At 38.4% G+C, this 16,742-nt stretch carries 14 protein-coding genes; 7 read left to right on the forward strand and 7 right to left on the reverse strand.

The window, feature by feature from the left end; all coding sequences use genetic code 11:
• The first annotated feature begins 124 nt into the window (after window positions 1-124).
• Window positions 125-823: a DUF1826 domain-containing protein gene (locus tag BEN71_RS09850; protein ID WP_068975949.1), complete on the forward strand. Its 699-nt coding sequence runs from the start codon at window positions 125-127 to the stop codon at window positions 821-823.
• Between the two features lie 97 nt (window positions 824-920).
• Here BEN71_RS09850 and BEN71_RS09855 read toward each other — a convergent pair whose 3' ends face one another.
• The 5 genes from BEN71_RS09855 to pdxR all read right to left on the reverse strand — a co-directional run bounded on the left by BEN71_RS09855 (window position 921) and on the right by pdxR (window position 6,830).
• On the reverse strand, window positions 921-1,721 hold the full coding sequence (locus tag BEN71_RS09855; RefSeq protein WP_068975948.1) for a sulfite exporter TauE/SafE family protein: 801 nt from the start codon (window positions 1,719-1,721) through the stop codon (window positions 921-923).
• Between the two features lie 105 nt (window positions 1,722-1,826).
• Window positions 1,827-2,321, reverse strand: a complete 495-nt coding sequence (locus BEN71_RS09860; RefSeq protein ID WP_068975947.1) for a flavin reductase — start codon at window positions 2,319-2,321, stop codon at window positions 1,827-1,829.
• 439 nt (window positions 2,322-2,760) lie between these two features.
• Window positions 2,761-3,792 (reverse strand): methionine synthase, encoded by a 1,032-nt coding sequence (locus BEN71_RS09865; RefSeq protein ID WP_068975946.1) that lies wholly within the window; start codon window positions 3,790-3,792, stop codon window positions 2,761-2,763.
• Window positions 3,793-4,098: 306 nt separating this feature from the next.
• Complete coding sequence (locus BEN71_RS09870) at window positions 4,099-5,100, reverse strand: putative oxygenase MesX (protein WP_068975945.1); 1,002 nt, start codon at window positions 5,098-5,100, stop codon at window positions 4,099-4,101.
• 221 nt (window positions 5,101-5,321) lie between these two features.
• Window positions 5,322-6,830 (reverse strand): MocR-like pyridoxine biosynthesis transcription factor PdxR, encoded by a 1,509-nt coding sequence (gene pdxR, locus BEN71_RS09875; RefSeq protein WP_068975944.1) that lies wholly within the window; start codon window positions 6,828-6,830, stop codon window positions 5,322-5,324.
• Window positions 6,831-7,101: 271 nt separating this feature from the next.
• Between pdxR and BEN71_RS09880 the strand changes: the two genes are divergently transcribed.
• The 4 genes from BEN71_RS09880 (at window position 7,102) to BEN71_RS09895 (ending at window position 11,455) form a co-directional block, all read left to right on the forward strand.
• Window positions 7,102-7,512, forward strand: a complete 411-nt coding sequence (locus BEN71_RS09880) for a nuclear transport factor 2 family protein (RefSeq protein WP_068975943.1) — start codon at window positions 7,102-7,104, stop codon at window positions 7,510-7,512.
• Window positions 7,513-7,547: 35 nt separating this feature from the next.
• Complete coding sequence (locus tag BEN71_RS09885) at window positions 7,548-8,963, forward strand: NAD(P)/FAD-dependent oxidoreductase (RefSeq protein ID WP_068975942.1); 1,416 nt, start codon at window positions 7,548-7,550, stop codon at window positions 8,961-8,963.
• A gap of 82 nt (window positions 8,964-9,045) precedes the next feature.
• The gene (locus tag BEN71_RS09890) at window positions 9,046-10,476 is read left to right on the forward strand and encodes an amino acid permease (protein WP_068975941.1); all 1,431 of its coding nucleotides are present in this window, start codon (window positions 9,046-9,048) and stop codon (window positions 10,474-10,476) included.
• A gap of 61 nt (window positions 10,477-10,537) precedes the next feature.
• Entirely contained in the window at window positions 10,538-11,455 is a 918-nt protein-coding gene (locus tag BEN71_RS09895) for an EamA family transporter (protein WP_068975940.1), read from the forward strand.
• Window positions 11,456-11,528: 73 nt separating this feature from the next.
• Here the strand turns inward: BEN71_RS09895 and cueR are convergent, their stop codons facing one another.
• Together cueR and BEN71_RS09905 are read right to left on the reverse strand one after the other, a co-directional pair.
• Window positions 11,529-11,933, reverse strand: a complete 405-nt coding sequence (cueR, locus tag BEN71_RS09900; RefSeq protein WP_068975939.1) for a Cu(I)-responsive transcriptional regulator — start codon at window positions 11,931-11,933, stop codon at window positions 11,529-11,531.
• 64 nt (window positions 11,934-11,997) lie between these two features.
• Window positions 11,998-14,475, reverse strand: a complete 2,478-nt coding sequence (locus tag BEN71_RS09905) for a heavy metal translocating P-type ATPase (protein WP_068975938.1) — start codon at window positions 14,473-14,475, stop codon at window positions 11,998-12,000.
• Window positions 14,476-14,620: 145 nt separating this feature from the next.
• Here BEN71_RS09905 and BEN71_RS09910 point away from each other — a divergent pair, with 145 nt between their 5' ends.
• Window positions 14,621-14,821, forward strand: a complete 201-nt coding sequence (locus tag BEN71_RS09910; RefSeq protein WP_130113717.1) for a heavy-metal-associated domain-containing protein — start codon at window positions 14,621-14,623, stop codon at window positions 14,819-14,821.
• A gap of 348 nt (window positions 14,822-15,169) precedes the next feature.
• Complete coding sequence (locus BEN71_RS09915) at window positions 15,170-16,645, forward strand: coniferyl aldehyde dehydrogenase (RefSeq protein WP_068975936.1); 1,476 nt, start codon at window positions 15,170-15,172, stop codon at window positions 16,643-16,645.
• Window positions 16,646-16,742 lie beyond the last annotated feature (97 nt).

A 16,742-nucleotide genomic window follows, 5' to 3' on the forward strand; every position in this document is an offset into this window, starting at 1 on the left:
TGATCTAAGATGTGATTGATCAGCTCAAGACCCGATTGAATTATGATTTTATTCATATATAAAAATAAAGAATGCATTACTTCACGTATATAATACGATACAACTGATGTTTTAATCTTTTGAAATGACAAATACGATTTATAGCAACGAACAAGTGGGTATGGTTTCTACATTTTCTGAATTGGTAGATTCAAAATTTCATGACGAAATGAACGCGATTTGTTGGTCTAGAAATTTACAGGGTGATTTTAAAGAAATTGTGAATAAACTAGAATTAAAAGAAAATATTACAGAGGTTTCTAGAGAAGATTTATTGGCACTTAATCTTTCAGAACATGGGCAATTAGCCAGAGCAACTATTTTAAATGATATACAACAACTAGCTGATTTTGGTGCTTCACCTAGCCTAAATTTATTGAAATGCTATGAGCGTGATGATGAATTTGACTTTATTTCAACGGATGTTTATTCATTTCACGTTGACCGATCACCCATTGAAACAGACACCTTTTTATGTACCTATTACGGCGCATCCAGTGATATTTTGCCCAATGATCAGACTGTGCAAAAGATTTTAATTCCTGAAATTAGAGAAAAATTAAAAGAGCTTTATGATGGTGCTGAAACAGGTTTTGAAGATTTCTTAGCAGAATATTTTTTTGATTTACATTATCAAGCAAAGCCAGAAGCTACCCCGACCAATTTAGGTTTAGGACATCTTTGGAAATTGGCTGTTGATCATCCAACCCAACAAGTTTTACCTTGTATACATCGAGCACCGATTGAAAATGAAGGTGAATATCGGTTGTTATTAATTTGCTAAAAATTTTATATTTTAAAGAATTAACTTCAATGCTTTAACCATTAAAAAAACCTACATGACGTAGGTTTTATTTTAAAGTTGATTTTATTCTGTCTATTTAGAGAAACCCTTTCACCAAAAAGAAACTGCCTACACAGAGCAATAAAACGGCAAAACATTTTTTTAACACTGCTGGTGATAATGCATGTGCTGCTTTTGCACCGAATTTTGCAGTAAAAAAGCTCATGATACTGATGCCTAAAAATGCATAAACATGAATATAACCGATGGTATTTGGCACATTCACCTGCGCATTCATTCCAAAAAGCATGAACCCTAAAGCACCTGCAATCGCAATCGGCAAACCACATGCAGCTGAAGTTCCGACTGCTTTTTGCATGACCACGCCATAGTGTGTGAGATATGGCACAGTGATACTCCCGCCACCGATACCAAAGATTGCAGAAGCGATACCTATCCCCACTCCTGCACCAATTTGTGCCGAAGTTGATGGTAATGTTTTAGTATTGTCCACGATCTTTTTCGAGCCCATAAACATGGTGTACGCCACCCAAAGCAAGAATACGCCAACAATCATTTGCAGATGAAGTCCAGATAACCAGCCTGCAATCCCCGCCCCCAAGAAACAGCCCAATGCCATACCTGGTGCCAGATTTCTAAATACCGACCAGATAATGCCATCTTTCTTTTGATGTGCCATTAACGAGCTGATTGAAGTGACAATGATCGTTGCAAGTGAAGTACCCAATGCCAGATGCATGACAACATCAGGATCATAGCCCATTTGGCTAAAGACGATATATAGAAGCGGGACAATGATGGTACCACCACCCACGCCAAACAGCCCAGCTACAAATCCTGCAAATGTGCCGATGATTAAAAAAATGATGAGTTCCACGGATTACTGACTTTATAGATTGAGGGAATAAGATTTTGGAGCGTTAGGTCTGTACACACAGCGTATATGGTTTGAAAATACACGGACGAATGACACACCCTAGATTTAAACGATTTCTGTTTCACCAACCTGATGATAAGCACGGTTAAAATAAACCAAAGCTTGATCTTCCTGGTTTTTCTGGATTGCAACAATTGGGCAGATAAAAATGGTATGTGTGCCTACTTCCTGAATATCTGAAATTTTACAATCAAAACTCACCAAAGCATCAGCCAATACAGGTGAACCTGTTTCAAGTTCAGACCATTTCCCAAGTGCAAAACGCTCATCTGAACTAAGTTTAGACGATGCAAATGCATTGGAAAGTTGCTCATGTTGAGCACCTAAGACATTTACTGTCAGAACTTTATTTTCAACAAAATGCGCATGGGAACGTGATGATTTATTCATACAGACCAATAATGTCGGTGGTGTATCAGTTACACTGCATACAGCAGAGGCTGTAAAGCCATGAAAACCTGATTCGCCAACTGTGGTCACAATATTGACCGCACTTGTTAACGAAGACATTGCATTTTTAAAGTCTGTTGCATCAACCATGACCGTGTTCCTATTCGCCTAAAACACTGTATTTGAATAAAGTTCTGAAATACTGTGCTGTTTAGATCTAACTGTGTATCGGAAGTTCCCTCTTCTTTGTAGAAAAAGGAACTTTGAATGCTGTGTAAATGGTTAGTTTAAGTAATTACTGATATGACTTACTTAAGAAATAATTGTATTCATAAAAAATATTTAAACTTTTTAGTCGGAGTCTTACAACCATAGTTTTAATTTAGGGATCAGCCTTCGGCTCGACCTACTTTTCTTTCGGGAAAAGTAGGCAAAACCATTGTCCTTCGCAAAACTCGCAAAATACCGAGAAATATAAAAATTATCGCAGAAACAATATCTTTAAAATATTGTCATGCTCAAACAGTTGCGAAGGACGTTTCCGCGTATCAAACTCAGTTTAAGAAACCAATACAATCCTGTTTCAAAATTATCTCAATAATTCCTGGCGGATAATTTCTGCGCCTGCACTCAGGGCTTTCAATTTACCACGTGCAACTTCACGTCCAAGTGGCGCCATACCACAGTTGGTTGAAGGATAAAGTTTATCTGCATCGACAAACTGTAAAGCTTTACGTAATGTATCCGCAACCTGTTCAGGTGTTTCAATCACATTGCTTGCAACATCGATTGCACCCACCATAACTTTTTTACCACGAATCAGCTCAATCAGATCCATCGGTACACGTGAGTTTTGACATTCAAGTGATACGATGTCGATTTTAGACTGTTGTAGTTTCGGGAATGCCTCTTCGTATTGACGCCATTCTGAACCTAAAGTCTTTTTCCAGTCGGTGTTGGCTTTAATGCCGTAACCGTAGCAAATGTGTACCGCAGTTTCACATTTCAGACCTTCAAGCGCACGTTCTAAAGTTGCAACCCCCCAGTCATTCACTTCATCGAAGAACACGTTAAATGCAGGTTCATCAAATTGGATAATGTCCACACCTGCCGCTTCAAGTTCACGCGCTTCTTGGTTTAAGATCTTAGCAAATTCCCAAGCCAATTTTTCACGACTTTTATAATGACCATCATATAAAGTATCAATCATGGTCATTGGACCAGGCAACGCCCATTTAATTGGTTGATCAGTCAATGAACGTAAAAATTTAGCATCTTCAACAAATACAGGCTTTTGACGTGATACAGCCCCCACCACAGATGGTACGCTTGCGTCATAACGATCACGAATTTTCACCGTTTCACGTTTTTCAAAGTCCACACCATCTAAATGCTCAATAAATGTGGTGACGAAATGCTGACGGGTTTGTTCACCATCGCTGACAATATCAATGCCTGCTTGTTGTTGCTCATGTAATGACAAACGCAGTGCATCCAATTTACCATCTACGAGTTCTTGATCTTGCAATTTCCACGGCGACCAAAGTTTTTCAGGCTCTGCAAGCCATGAAGGTTTTGGTAAACTGCCTGCTGTAGATGTAGGTAATATACGTTGAGTCATCTTTAATCTTCTATCTTTAAATTCATCTAAAAAACGTAGGATTCATGCATAAGCTCAAAAGAACTAAATATTTAAACAACCACGATTATTGAAAATATACCTATAGTTCCTTCTCTTGCGCCATATATGGCTCAGGGATGAGGAGGTAACTCCGCACAAGAGGATGGGGATTATCTTCATATAAATTATCTTCATATAAATCCTCTCCCTAACCCTCTCCTTTTAAAGGAGAGGGAACTTCCAATACAAATCAAAAAATTGAACTAAATAATATGCAAGAAATCCAATATTAAAATTAAGCTGTGGTTACGCTGCAGCGCTTTCTTGCTGTGCTGTTTTTGCAACAAAGTGAGCAGCCCATTCATTCAGAATGTCTTTATAAGGCTGAATGAAGTTTTCTTCAGTCCATTTGCCCTGTTTTACTGCCAATTGACCACGTTCAACACGGTCATATACAACGCGAGTCAACGAGAAATCTTGATAATTCAAACTCGGTTGATAGACTAAACCTGCGACTGAATTAGTATTGTAAATTTCAGGACGGTAGATTTTCTGGAAACTTTCCATGGTGCTGATCGCACTGATTAATTCAAAATCGGTATAGTCAGTAAGCAAGTTATTTGCAGAATAGAATGCCAACGGTGCAGTTGCATTTTCAGGTTTGAAATAACGAACGCTTAAACCCATTTTTGCAAAATAATCATCCGTACGTGAATATTCATCATTTTTATATTCCACACCAAGTACAGGGTGCACATTGGCAGTGCGGTAATATGTTTTAGATGTTGAAACACTTAGGCAAATTACAGGTTGCTTTTTAAATTCAGCTGTAAATACATCTGAAGTCACTAAATGCTGATATAGTTTTCCGTGTAAGTCACCAAAATCTTCTGGTTTTTCATTGGTTTTACAACCTAAGTTAGGCAATACCACACTAAAGTCATAATCACGTACATAAGAAGAAAAGCTGTTGCCGATCATACCTTCAAGACGTTCATTGGTTTTATGATCGGTAATGGTGCTTTTCAACATTTCAATGAATGGGAAAGTTTGACCATTACCCTCTACGTCTAATTCCGCAGAGATAATATCAATTTCCAGTGAATAACGATCCGCATTTGGGTTATCGCAACTCGCCAAAGTATTAAAGCGGTTATTAATCATCGCCAAAGTTCTACGTAAATTTTCTTCACGATGTTCGCCACGTGCTAAATTGGCAAAGTTAGTGGTTAGACGTGTGCTATCTGCTGGAAGATAGTTTTCATCAAAACGAATACGTTTAAGAGAACATCCAAATTTTTGACTCATGGGAAATACCACCTAATTTCTAAAATAAATCTAAATTCTTTCAATGCAGATATTTATACTTGAAACCTAACATGAATAAAAATGATTTAATCTAAGGTGAAACTGAGTGAAATTCACTTTGTATAAGTTAATGAGAACTATATAAAAATAAATATTGAAAAAACCTAGAAAATACTCGCGTATAATTAACAATAAGCAATTGAAAATAATACTTATCTTAATTATGTAGATAGCTTTGTAGATTTAAACTTCGCTACACATTGTGCAATACGCTGTATACCCTCTTCAATTTTACTTTGTTCAATAGAACCAACCCCCATTCTTAAATAGCACAAATGATCTATTGTTGAATTGATAAAAAAGGCTTGACCTGTTTCGATAAATACGCCATGCTCCTTTACCTGTTGAGCCAATGATTGTGTATTGATATTTCGAGTATTGACCCAACAGGATGAGCCACCATTGGCAGAATTTACAATCCACTCTGGGAAATGTTCGTTTAAAGTTTTAATCAAAAACGATGTGCGCGCTAAATGAGCTTCATGTTGACGGCGTAACATACTGTGGTAATACCCCATCTCAATAAAAAATGCAAAAACACGTTGGGTGAACAGATTTGGATGTCTGAGCATTAATCGTCTTAAAAAACGTAATTCCTTTATCAATTCCGTATTTGCAACGATATAACCTAAACGTAATCCTGGCGCGAGTGGCTTAGATAGACTCCCCACATAAATTACACGACCACAATGATCTAGGCTTTTGAGCGAGGGCAACATATTTTTTTGCACAGAAATTTGTGCATCATATTCATCTTCTATAATAATACTGTCGTATTTTTCAGCCAATTCAAGCAGTTCTGTACGACGTTGTGCTGACATTGAGATTCCAGTTGGACAATGTCGACTGGGGGTAAGATACACATAGTTACATCCTTGGATCTGTTCTGGATGAATTCCGTCTTGATCGATATCTAATGCTCGAATATTACTAGTACGCATCGAAAAAATATTATAAGCATCTGGATAACATGGATTTTCTATACCTACTACAGCATCAGGATGACATAAAAGATCAGCGATCATATACAAAGCATGCTGACTACCAACAGTAAGTAATATTTCATTTTCATCGGCAAATATGCCTCGAGTAGGTAAAATATGCTGTCGTATTGCTTGAATTAAATGCATATCATCGCCCTGTTGTGTTAAATCTTGTGCCCATAATGATGCATTTTTTGTTGCTAAGGCTTTGAGAGAACATTCTCTCCATGCAGCAGCAGGAAAATTTTCTGGATCATGTTGTCCATAGATAAACGGAAATGGATAATTTTCCCAATCCAAAGGCTTAATTAAATTATTTTGTTGGGATAGTTTTTTAGAGAGACGTTTTGACCAATCATATTGTTTATTAGGATTTAGCGCATTGAGTTGCTGAGTTTGATACAGTATATGACAGTCAAAATGTACAAAATGTCCACTACGGTGTCGTGACTCTAAAATATTTTCCGTCACCAATTGTTGAAATGCAATAATCACTGTATTACGTGCAATTCCTAAATGTTCAGCAAAAAAACGGCTCGATGGCACAGGCTCACCTATTTTTAAAAATCCTGTACTAATCGCAGTAAAAATCATACGGCAAACTCTGCCTTGTAAATTTAAGCCAAGGTCTATGGTTTCTTGATATAAACGAGACCAAGTCATCGGTATCATATTGAGATGCGTCATTCTCAAAATCCCCATATTTGAGCACTTATAAGTATATTTCACCTGAATAGTGCAATAATTTATAAAAAAGCCTTAATCAACTAAAATTTAAAAATAAAAAAGAAATATGCATTAAACATGCCAAACACAATAATAAAAATATATAAAAATCAATTAAATGTGACTAAATATCTGGTTCTATTAAAAGTAGGTCACTGGGTCTACGCCTATTTTTAAAGTTTATCTACATTGTAATCACTGCAATATTTCAGCAAAAGACTAAGGGAAACTCATGGAAAATAATCAACGATTGGCATTGCTCAAAAAATTTTCAAAAGCATGGAATGAACATGATGTAGAGACACTTATGGCATGTATGCATGAGGATTGTATTTTTGAAACAGTTGCTGGTGATGATGTTTATGGACAACGTATTTCAGGTTTTACAGCCGTTCGTGAAGCATTTAGTAAAACATTTACCAGCTTTCCTGATGCGCAATGGTTGAATGGGCAACATTGGCTCAGCGCAGATCAGCAACGTGGGATTTCTGAAACAACGTTTGTGGCAACAGCACCAGATGGTGGTTTGATTGAAGCAAATATGGTTGATGTTTTCACATTTAAAGACGATAAAATTTTGATCAAAAATGCCTTTAGAAAAAATCGCCCTGTGCAAAAGAAAAATTTTACAACTAAGGAATGAAGACAATGAATAAAAAATTAATATCACCCTCTTCTATGCAAAACGAAAGTTTTTCACTGCATGGACATGTATTACAGCAACAGCAAATATTGAAAGACTACAATCCAAATTTCGACCCACTTACTGATAAAATCTTAACAGGTAATGAAAACTATGCACCCACTTATTGGGTGGCTACAGCAGGGACTCCTCCTGAAGATGATGGTCCTATTTTAACGGATACTGAGGCGGATATCGTCATCATCGGCGGAGGCTTTACAGGTCTTGCAACGGCGCTTGCCTTAGCAGAAGAACATGGCGCTGCTCCACTGGTACTTGAAGCCAATAGAAGTGCATGGGGCTGTACCAGTCGTAATGGTGGACAAGGTCAGAATGCTTCTGGACGGCTCTATCGTTCACAATGGATTCAGAAGTGGGGGCTTGATACTGCAAAACAATTAGATGCAGAAATTCGAGATGGATTTGAGTATTTTAAAAGCTTAGCCTCAAGTATCGACTGTGATGCTCAAGATAAAGGACATTTATATACAGCACATCGCCGTAAGAAAATTCCATTTTTAGAAAATGAAGCCAAAGTGATGAAAAATGTCTTTGGCTATAACACCCGCATGCTATCACAACAAGCTCTGCAAGAAGAATTTGTGAATGACCAAGAAGCGGTTGGCGCATTATTTGAACCTGAAGGTGTGGGAGTACATCCGCTTAAACTTGCTTTTGGTTATCTTAAACGTGCACGTGCAGCAGGTGCCAAAGTACATACCTCTAGCCCTGTATTGGATTGGGAAACACGCAATGGTGTGCACTATCTGAGAACACCACAAGGCATTGTAAAAGCAAAGCGTGTTGCTGTTGCGACAGGTGGCTACACCCCCAATGGTTTACATCAAAGTTTGACGGGAAAAATTATGCCGATCTTATCCAATTCGATCGTCACTCGTCCATTAACAGCACAGGAACTCAAAGACGCTGGATTACACAGTACAACGTTTATTACAGACACTCGAACCTTACGTCATTATTACCGTTTATTGCCTGATGGTTCTGTGCAATGTGGTAGTCGTAGTGCACTTACAGGTGCAGATGCGCATAATCCGATTCATTTAGAACGTTTAAAAGAAGGACTATATCGTAAGTTTCCAAGTCTACGTGGAATACCTATTGCATATTCATGGTGGGGTTGGGTGGATGTGAGTCATGACATGATGCCTCGCATTGTACAACCAAATCCTGATGAAACAATCTATTACGCCATCGGTTATGGTGGTAATGGCGTGTCATTTTCAGCAATGGCAGGAAAACGTTTAGCAGAGCGTGTCATGGGTATTCAACGTAAGCAATTCGATTTACCAATTTATCGTACTGCACTGCCATCACATCTATTTAGCCCTTTTCGCCGTATGGGGCAAGCTTTGCTCTATCGTTGGTATTACCTACAAGATGAGATTTTGTAAAACAGCACATGAAACATTTTAGGCTTTTATTAACAACTTCTAACTGAATGAATTATCAATACAATTACAGGAGTGGTATAGCATGGATCATTCTGAACATTCACTGAAAAGTGGTTTAAAACCTCGCCATGTACAAATGATGGCATTGGGCGGGGTGATTGGTATGGGGCTATTTGTAGGCAGCTCCGTTGTAATTCAATCTGCTGGTCCAGCAGCTATTTTATCTTTTTTGATTACAGGCATACTCATCATTTTAGTGATGCGAATGTTGGGTGAGTTGGCGACTGCATCCCCTGCAACAGGCTCTTTTTATGCATATGCTCGTTATGCATTTAAAGACTCACCTTTTTTATCACGCTTGGCTGGTTTTATGACAGGTTGGATGTATTGGTACTTTTGGGTCATCGTCATCGCTCTTGAAGCCATTGTGGGTGCAAAGCTCATGGCATATTGGATACCAGATGTACCGAGTTGGATCATTAGTCTAGTTCTTCTTGTGTTATTAACTGCAACAAATTTATTTTCCGTGAAGTCTTTTGGAGAGTTCGAATTTTGGTTTTCATCTATCAAAGTTGCTGCCATCGTGGTGTTTATTTTTCTGTGTGGCTTATATCTCATAGGGTTTTGGCCTGATCACCAAGCCAATGGCTTTGGCGAAATGCTGAGTCATGGTGGCTTTATGCCAAATGGTTGGGGTCCTGTTTTATCAGGTGCAGTTGCCGCAACAGCCTTTTATTTTGGTGCTGAAATTGTCACTATTGCTGCTGCTGAAACACAAGATCCTGAAAAATCGGTAGCAAAAGCAACCCAATCTGTGATTACACGTGTATTAATTTTCTATATTTGCTCCATATTTTTAGTTGTATGTATTGTTCCTTGGAATAGCCCAGATATGGCAACGCCTTATGTCAGTGCATTAAAGGTTTTAGATATTCCTTATATTGCTGGCATTATGAATGCTGTGATTTTAGTTGCTGTCTTAAGTTGTTTAAACTCAGGTGTATATGCTGCAAGCCGTATGTTATTTGCATTGACCAAAAATGGAGATGCGCCACGCAGTTTGACCAAGTTATCTAAAAATGGAGTTCCAATTCGTGCCATTTTATTCAGTACATTATTTGGCTATATTTCTATTTTAGCTTCGTATTTTTCACCTGATGGCGTCTTTCCTTTCCTTGTTGAATCCTACGGTACAGTTGCATTATTTGTTTATATTCTGATCGCACTTTCACAGATTCGTCTACGCCGTGATCTTGAACGTACAGCACCTGAACGTTTAAAAATTAAAATGTGGTGCTTTCCTTATCTCAGCTATGTCGCAATCTTGGGCATGATCTGTATTTTAGTCGCAATGGCTTTTATTCCTAACTTACAAAAAGCATTTTGGTTCGGATTAGCTAGTTTAGGTATTTTATTCAATATTTTCCTAATCAAAGATTATATCGAACTCACTCGTTTACGCCGTAAGTATTCAGAAGCCTTTCTCACGACCTCTCCATCAAACAAAGCCTAATCATTCGTTTACATTCTGCGGTCATTTCACCGATGACCGCATACCTCTTAGGAATTTTTCTATGCTATTAAAAGATAAGCTAGCAGCTTTTGCTGTTATTTTTATTTGGGGCATCAATTTCTTTTTTATGAAACTCGGTGTAAATGATCTTAGTCCGATGTTGCTCGGTTTCCTACGTTTTTTGATGGTTATTTTTCCTGCAATTTTATTGGTTAAAATCCCTAAAACCTCTTGGAAATGGTTATTGCTCTACGGCATCGTTAGCAATTTTGCTCAATTTGCATTTATGTTCAGTGCTATCCATACTGGAATGCCCACTTCCTTAGTGGCCTTGGTGGTTCAATCACAAGCGTTTTTTACCGTTGTCATTGCTTTTTTATTTTTAAATGAACAAGTTAAATGGAATCAATGGCTTGCAATCCTAATTGCATCAATTGGACTATTCATTATCGCTTTTGGGCAGCAGCATACAAATATTCCCCTGATCGGACTGCTCTTAGTATTATGTTCCGCACTGGCTTGGGCTTTTGGTAATATTGTAGTGAAACGGATTGGGAAAATTAATCCCATCGGCTTAGTTGTTTGGGGCAATATTCTCACACCTCTGTGGTTTTTACTTTTAGCAGTTCAGCAACAAGGATGGCATGGTGTACAGCATGATTTGCTCAATATATCTTGGCAAGGCTTAACAGCAGCAGCTTTTTTAGCCTATTTTGCCACGATTATTGGTTATGGTTTATGGGTTTATTTATTGGCTAAATATCCTGTTGCTAAAATTAGTCCCTTGTCTTTGTGGGTTCCTGTAATTAGCATGATCTTTGCTTATTTATTTTTAGATGAACACTTAAATATATGGCAATGGTTAGGCTCAAGCGTGGTGATGTTTGGATTAATGGTTCATTTATTAGGTTCAAAACTTATTCATTTTAAAGGTAAAAATATGAATGGAAAAAATTCGACTGTAAATAAAGTGAATTGAAATCAAAAAATCTGAAGTGAAATGCTTCAGATTTTTAAATATGTAGAAAAACATAGGACAAAAATACTCTAGCTTAACTTTTCTCTACACTACCCAACTCAATATTTTTTAAAATCGCACAATCCGCCTGATCATTGCCAGAGCAACAATTGGCAGAATGTTGTAGCAAATCGACCATTGCCTGTAATTGTGCAATTTTATCATTCAAGACTTGAATATGTTGTAAGGTCAGTTGTTTTACTTCAGCACTTTGACGTTCGTTATTTTTCCACAAAGACAGCAATTCTTTCATTTGCTCAGAAGAAAAACCCAAATCACGTGCATGACGAATAAAATTTAAAGTTTTTAAATCTTGCTCTGAATAAACTCGATAACCTGAAGTCGCACGTTTTGCAGCATCCAACAAACCGATTTGCTCATAATAGCGAATCATTTTATTGGAAATGCCAGACTGCTTAGACACTTGACCGATATTCATATTCAGCTCCTGATTGATTTTCAAGGTTCAAATCTGATGACTTAAACCCTGAAAATACGACTTGTTATGCGTCAAATTTGATTGCATGAAAATATTTTAAACGTAAAGCATTACCCAAGACAAATACTGAAGATAATGCCATCGCACCTGCGGCAAAGATTGGTGACAGTAAAATACCAAAGCTTGGATATAAAATCCCTCCGGCAATCGGAATCAACGCAATATTATAAATAAATGCCCAAAATAGGTTCTGGTGAATATTACGAATCGTGGCTTTACTGAGTGCAATTGCATTCGGAACGCCTTGCATATTGCCTGACATCAAGACGACTTCAGCAGCTTCCATCGCAACATCGGTACCTGTACCAATGGCAATACCAACATCAGCTTGTGCCAATGCAGGCGCATCATTGATCCCATCACCAACAAATGCTACACGACCATATTTTTGCTGTAGTTGTTTAACCACATCAACTTTGCCATCAGGTAGAATTTCAGCTTCGACTTGATCTATCTTTAACTTTTTGGCAATCGCTTGCGCAGTATGGCGATTATCACCTGTAATCATTGCCACTTTTAAACCAAGTTGATGTAGTGCTTCGATCGCAGCATAGGTTGATTCTTTAATCGGGTCAGCGACAGCAACAATAGCCGCAAGCTTTTGCCCAATTGCCACATAAATTGGAGATTTACCATCATTCCCCAAGCGTGCTGCTTCGGCTTCAAATGCACTAACATTTACACCAATCTCATGCATATAACGGTCAGCACCGATTTGTACCGCTTGCCCTGCAACTTCAGCTTGAATCCCTGAACCTGTTACTGAATCAAAAGCTGTGACAGGCAAGAAACTGATATTTTCCTGTTGTGCTGCTTCTACAATCGCCAATGCAATTGGATGCTCAGACTTAGCTTCAACTGATGCGACAATTTGCAAAACTTGCTCGCGTTCAAAGCCATCCATCACCTGAAAATCAGTTAAAGTTGGTTTACCTTCGGTTAATGTTCCTGTTTTATCCACAGCAACGACTTGTACATCTTGTAAAAGTTGTAATGCTTCGCCTTTACGGAATAGCACACCCATTTCCGCACCACGACCTGTACCGACCATGATCGAAGTTGGTGTTGCTAAGCCCATTGCACACGGACAGGCAATAATCAGTACCGCAACAGCATTGACTAAACCAAAGGTTAACGCAGGATCAGGACCAAAAAACAGCCAAACAAAGAACGTTAGCAGTGCCAAGCCCATCACCACAGGAACAAACCACATGGTGACTTTATCCACTACGGCTTGTATGGGTAGTTTTGAACCTTGCGCTTGCTCAACCATACGAATGATTTGTGCTAAAACAGATGATTCACCAATTGCAGTTGCACGGATATTCAATGTGCCATTTTGGTTAATCGTGCCACCAACCACGGATTGACCTACAACTTTTTCAACAGGAATCGGCTCACCCGTAATCATAGACTCATCAATATAACTATGTCCTTCGACCACTTCACCATCTACAGGCACACGCTCACTTGGGCGAATTTCGACAATACTATCACTTGTCACATCTGAAATTGGGACTTCTAAAATCTGTCCGTTCTGGTGAATACGGGCAGTTTTGGGCTGCATACCGATAAGATGCTGAATGGCTTGGGAAGTACGTCCTTTGGCTTTTGCTTCAAAATAGCGCCCAAGCAAAATTAAACTGACAATAACCGCAGCCGCTTCATAATAAACATGCACCGTACCTTTTGGTAAAACTTGCGGTAAAAAGGTTGCGACTAACGAAAAGCTATAAGCAGCGAACGTCCCTACTGCCACCAACGAGTTCATATCAGGTGCAAAGCGTAATAGTGCAGGAATACCTTTTTGATAAAATCTACGCCCAGGGAAGATCAATACTAAAGTTGTCAATACAAACTGAATCAACCAACTTTGATATTGCCCGATATTATGCATAACCCACATGTGAAATGCAGGAATCATGTGAGAACCCATTTCCAATATAAAAACAGGTAAAGCCAAAACCAGTGAAATGATTAAGTCACGTTTTAACTCTTGTAATTCATTGGCTTTTTTATCTTGTTGTTCCGTTTTATTGCTGGAAACAAGTTTGGCATCATAACCCGCTTTTTGAACCGCTTGGATTAAGCGTTCACTACTGACATTGGCATCTGCTTGAATCCATGCTTGCTCAGTCGCCAAGTTGACAGTGGCTTGTTGTACACCTTCAACTTTTTTAAGTGCTTTTTCCACACGTGCTACACATGAAGCACACGTCATCCCTTCAATTGTCAGTTCAATGACGGGGCTTGCAGCTACATCATAACCTGCACGTTCAACAGCTTTAATCAGATCTTCACGATTTAAGGGTTTTGATGAGCTGATCACTGCTTTTTCAGTTGCAAGATTCACATTTGCAGTTTCTACACCCTCAACTTTTTTCAAAGCTTTTTCAACACGCCCAACACATGAAGCACATGTCATCCCCTCAATCGACAATGTTTCCTGATATTGTGATGCTGTAGTCTGTTGCGAGCTCATATTCGACCTCCCATTTAAAATTCTGTTTTAAGCATACAGATTGACATCATGGTAAGGTCAAGCGATTTTTTAAATAGATTTTAAGTCTTGACCTTACCACCATGTTAAGGTTTAGACTTGCTCTAAACGATACTTCTCTTGGAGAGTGAAAATGAAATTATTGATTGAAAATATGACCTGTGGCGGTTGCGCACGTGGTGTAACTGCAACCATTCAAGATGTCGATGCCAATGCTAAAGTTGAAGTAGATTTGGCAAGTAAAATTGTCACTGTAGATACCACTGCAAGTACTGATCAAATTACTGTAGCTTTAGCAGAAGATGGTTTCCCTGCCAAAGTTCAGTAATTCATAACGAATACATTTTGAATCAAAAATGCAAAAAGCCAAATGTTAATTTCATTTGGCTTTTTAGATTAAGATATAGACAAAATATTCTCTTGCTCATCCCGTTAACTCTAATTTGTACTCATTTAAACACTTTTAACATCCCGTCCAAATGATCGCATTCCGTTTATATTTCGATCACCAATACATCTTAATTTTGATGCGGTGATTGTAGAACGCAAACCCTATCTATTTTTATATTAAAACGTTAGCGTCTTATTTCGATATATTTGCTTCCTCTACCGCTAAAGTATTAGTATCAATGAAGAGCAAACTCAACTTAGAAAACAAACAAAGGGATTAAGCAGAATGGGACTTCCTCTACAAGACCATGGGAATGGTCAAGAAAATAGCATCTCATCCAATCACTTACAGCAGATATTTAATCAGCAACGCGTTGCATTTGATGCATTTCCCTACCCAGATGCAAGCTACCGTCAAAATAAGTTAAAGCAACTTAAGCAACAAATTATCCGTTATCAAGATGTTATTGCGACGGCGATTAATCAAGATTTTGGTATGCGTTCTGTCGATGAGTCAAAGATTACTGATCTTATGGGCTCACTCTTAGAAACATCGCATGCGATTAGCCATGTTAAACGTTGGATGAAACCAAGTAAGCGCCATACTGAATTATTATTTATGACCAATAGTCTACAAGTTCAGTATCAACCCAAAGGGATTGTTGGCGTGATTGTGCCATGGAACTTCCCTGTTTATTTGGCGCTAGGGCCTCTAGCCGCTGCATTGGCTGCGGGTAATCGTGTGATGATGAAGCTTTCAGAATTTACACCGAAGACCAATGCTGTTGTTCGTAAGATGCTCGCTGAAATTTTTGATGAAAATGAAGTGGCTGTATTTGGCGAAGAAATTAGCAATCCATCGGAATTCACCTCTTTACCGTTTAACCATATCGTGTTTACAGGTTCGCCCGCTGTCGGACATATTGTGATGCGTACAGCAGCTGAAAACCTCACCCCTGTAACTTTGGAATTGGGTGGCAAATCTCCTGCACTTGTTACGCAAAATTACCCAATCGCTGAAGCTGCAAAGCGTATTATTCATGGTAAAACGACCAATGCAGGACAAATTTGTGTATCACCAGACTATGCTTTAGTGCCAAAACAGCATGTCGATGAATTTGTTAATGCATGTAAAGCCAATTTTCAGGCAATGTTTGGTGATAATATTCAGGAAAATACTGATTATACCTCAATCATCAATGAACGCCATTTTCAAAGGATTCAAAGTATTCTTGCTGATGCTAAAGCAAAAGGTGCTCAAATCATCAGTTGTGCAGAATATGATTCAACTCAAACTGGACGTAGAGTTCCTGTTCAATTGGTACTGAATTGCACCGCAGATATGCGAATCTTACAAGAAGAGCTGTTTGGCCCAGTCTTACCAATTATTGCCTATGATTCTCTGGATGATGCGCTTCAATATATCAAAGCGCATGAAAGACCATTGGCACTGTATTGCTTTAGCCATGATTCAAGCGAATTAGATTTTATTTTAAAAAATACCCATTCAGGCGGTGTAACGGTGAATGATTGGGGGTGGCATGTGGTGAATCATGATGCGCCGTTTGGTGGCATTGGAAATTCAGGTATGGGAACTTATCATGGCGTTGAGGGTTTTAGAGAACTTTCACATGCGAAAACAGTACTCAAACGTCATCGTTTCTTCCCTACGCAATTGTTCTATCCGCCGTATGGCACTTGGATTCAAAAATTGATGATTGGTTATTTTCTAAAAAAAGGCGATCCGAATTTAAAAGAGTGACATGATCTTGGAAACGGTACGGTATTAAAATAAAGAAACCTAATCAATTGATTAGGTTTCTTTATTTCTTAGATTAGCATTTGAATGAACAATACTC

The organism is Acinetobacter wuhouensis, assembly GCF_001696605.3.
Taxonomy (GTDB): domain Bacteria; phylum Pseudomonadota; class Gammaproteobacteria; order Pseudomonadales; family Moraxellaceae; genus Acinetobacter; species Acinetobacter wuhouensis.

What these genes read in the sequence shown, in the direction of transcription:
- BEN71_RS09850 (WP_068975949.1), top strand. Translation starts at nt 125, where the DNA reads ATGACAAATACGATTTATAGCAACGAACAAGTGGGTATGGTTTCTACA.
- BEN71_RS09860 (WP_068975947.1), bottom strand. Translation starts at nt 2,321, where the DNA reads ATGGTTGATGCAACAGACTTTAAAAATGCAATGTCTTCGTTAACAAGT.
- BEN71_RS09865 (WP_068975946.1), bottom strand. Translation starts at nt 3,792, where the DNA reads ATGACTCAACGTATATTACCTACATCTACAGCAGGCAGTTTACCAAAA.
- BEN71_RS09870 (WP_068975945.1), bottom strand. Translation starts at nt 5,100, where the DNA reads ATGAGTCAAAAATTTGGATGTTCTCTTAAACGTATTCGTTTTGATGAA.
- pdxR (WP_068975944.1), bottom strand. Translation starts at nt 6,830, where the DNA reads ATGACGCATCTCAATATGATACCGATGACTTGGTCTCGTTTATATCAA.
- BEN71_RS09880 (WP_068975943.1), top strand. Translation starts at nt 7,102, where the DNA reads ATGGAAAATAATCAACGATTGGCATTGCTCAAAAAATTTTCAAAAGCA.
- BEN71_RS09885 (WP_068975942.1), top strand. Translation starts at nt 7,548, where the DNA reads ATGCAAAACGAAAGTTTTTCACTGCATGGACATGTATTACAGCAACAG.
- BEN71_RS09890 (WP_068975941.1), top strand. Translation starts at nt 9,046, where the DNA reads ATGGATCATTCTGAACATTCACTGAAAAGTGGTTTAAAACCTCGCCAT.
- BEN71_RS09895 (WP_068975940.1), top strand. Translation starts at nt 10,538, where the DNA reads ATGCTATTAAAAGATAAGCTAGCAGCTTTTGCTGTTATTTTTATTTGG.
- cueR (WP_068975939.1), bottom strand. Translation starts at nt 11,933, where the DNA reads ATGAATATCGGTCAAGTGTCTAAGCAGTCTGGCATTTCCAATAAAATG.
- BEN71_RS09905 (WP_068975938.1), bottom strand. Translation starts at nt 14,475, where the DNA reads ATGAGCTCGCAACAGACTACAGCATCACAATATCAGGAAACATTGTCG.
- BEN71_RS09915 (WP_068975936.1), top strand. Translation starts at nt 15,170, where the DNA reads ATGGGACTTCCTCTACAAGACCATGGGAATGGTCAAGAAAATAGCATC.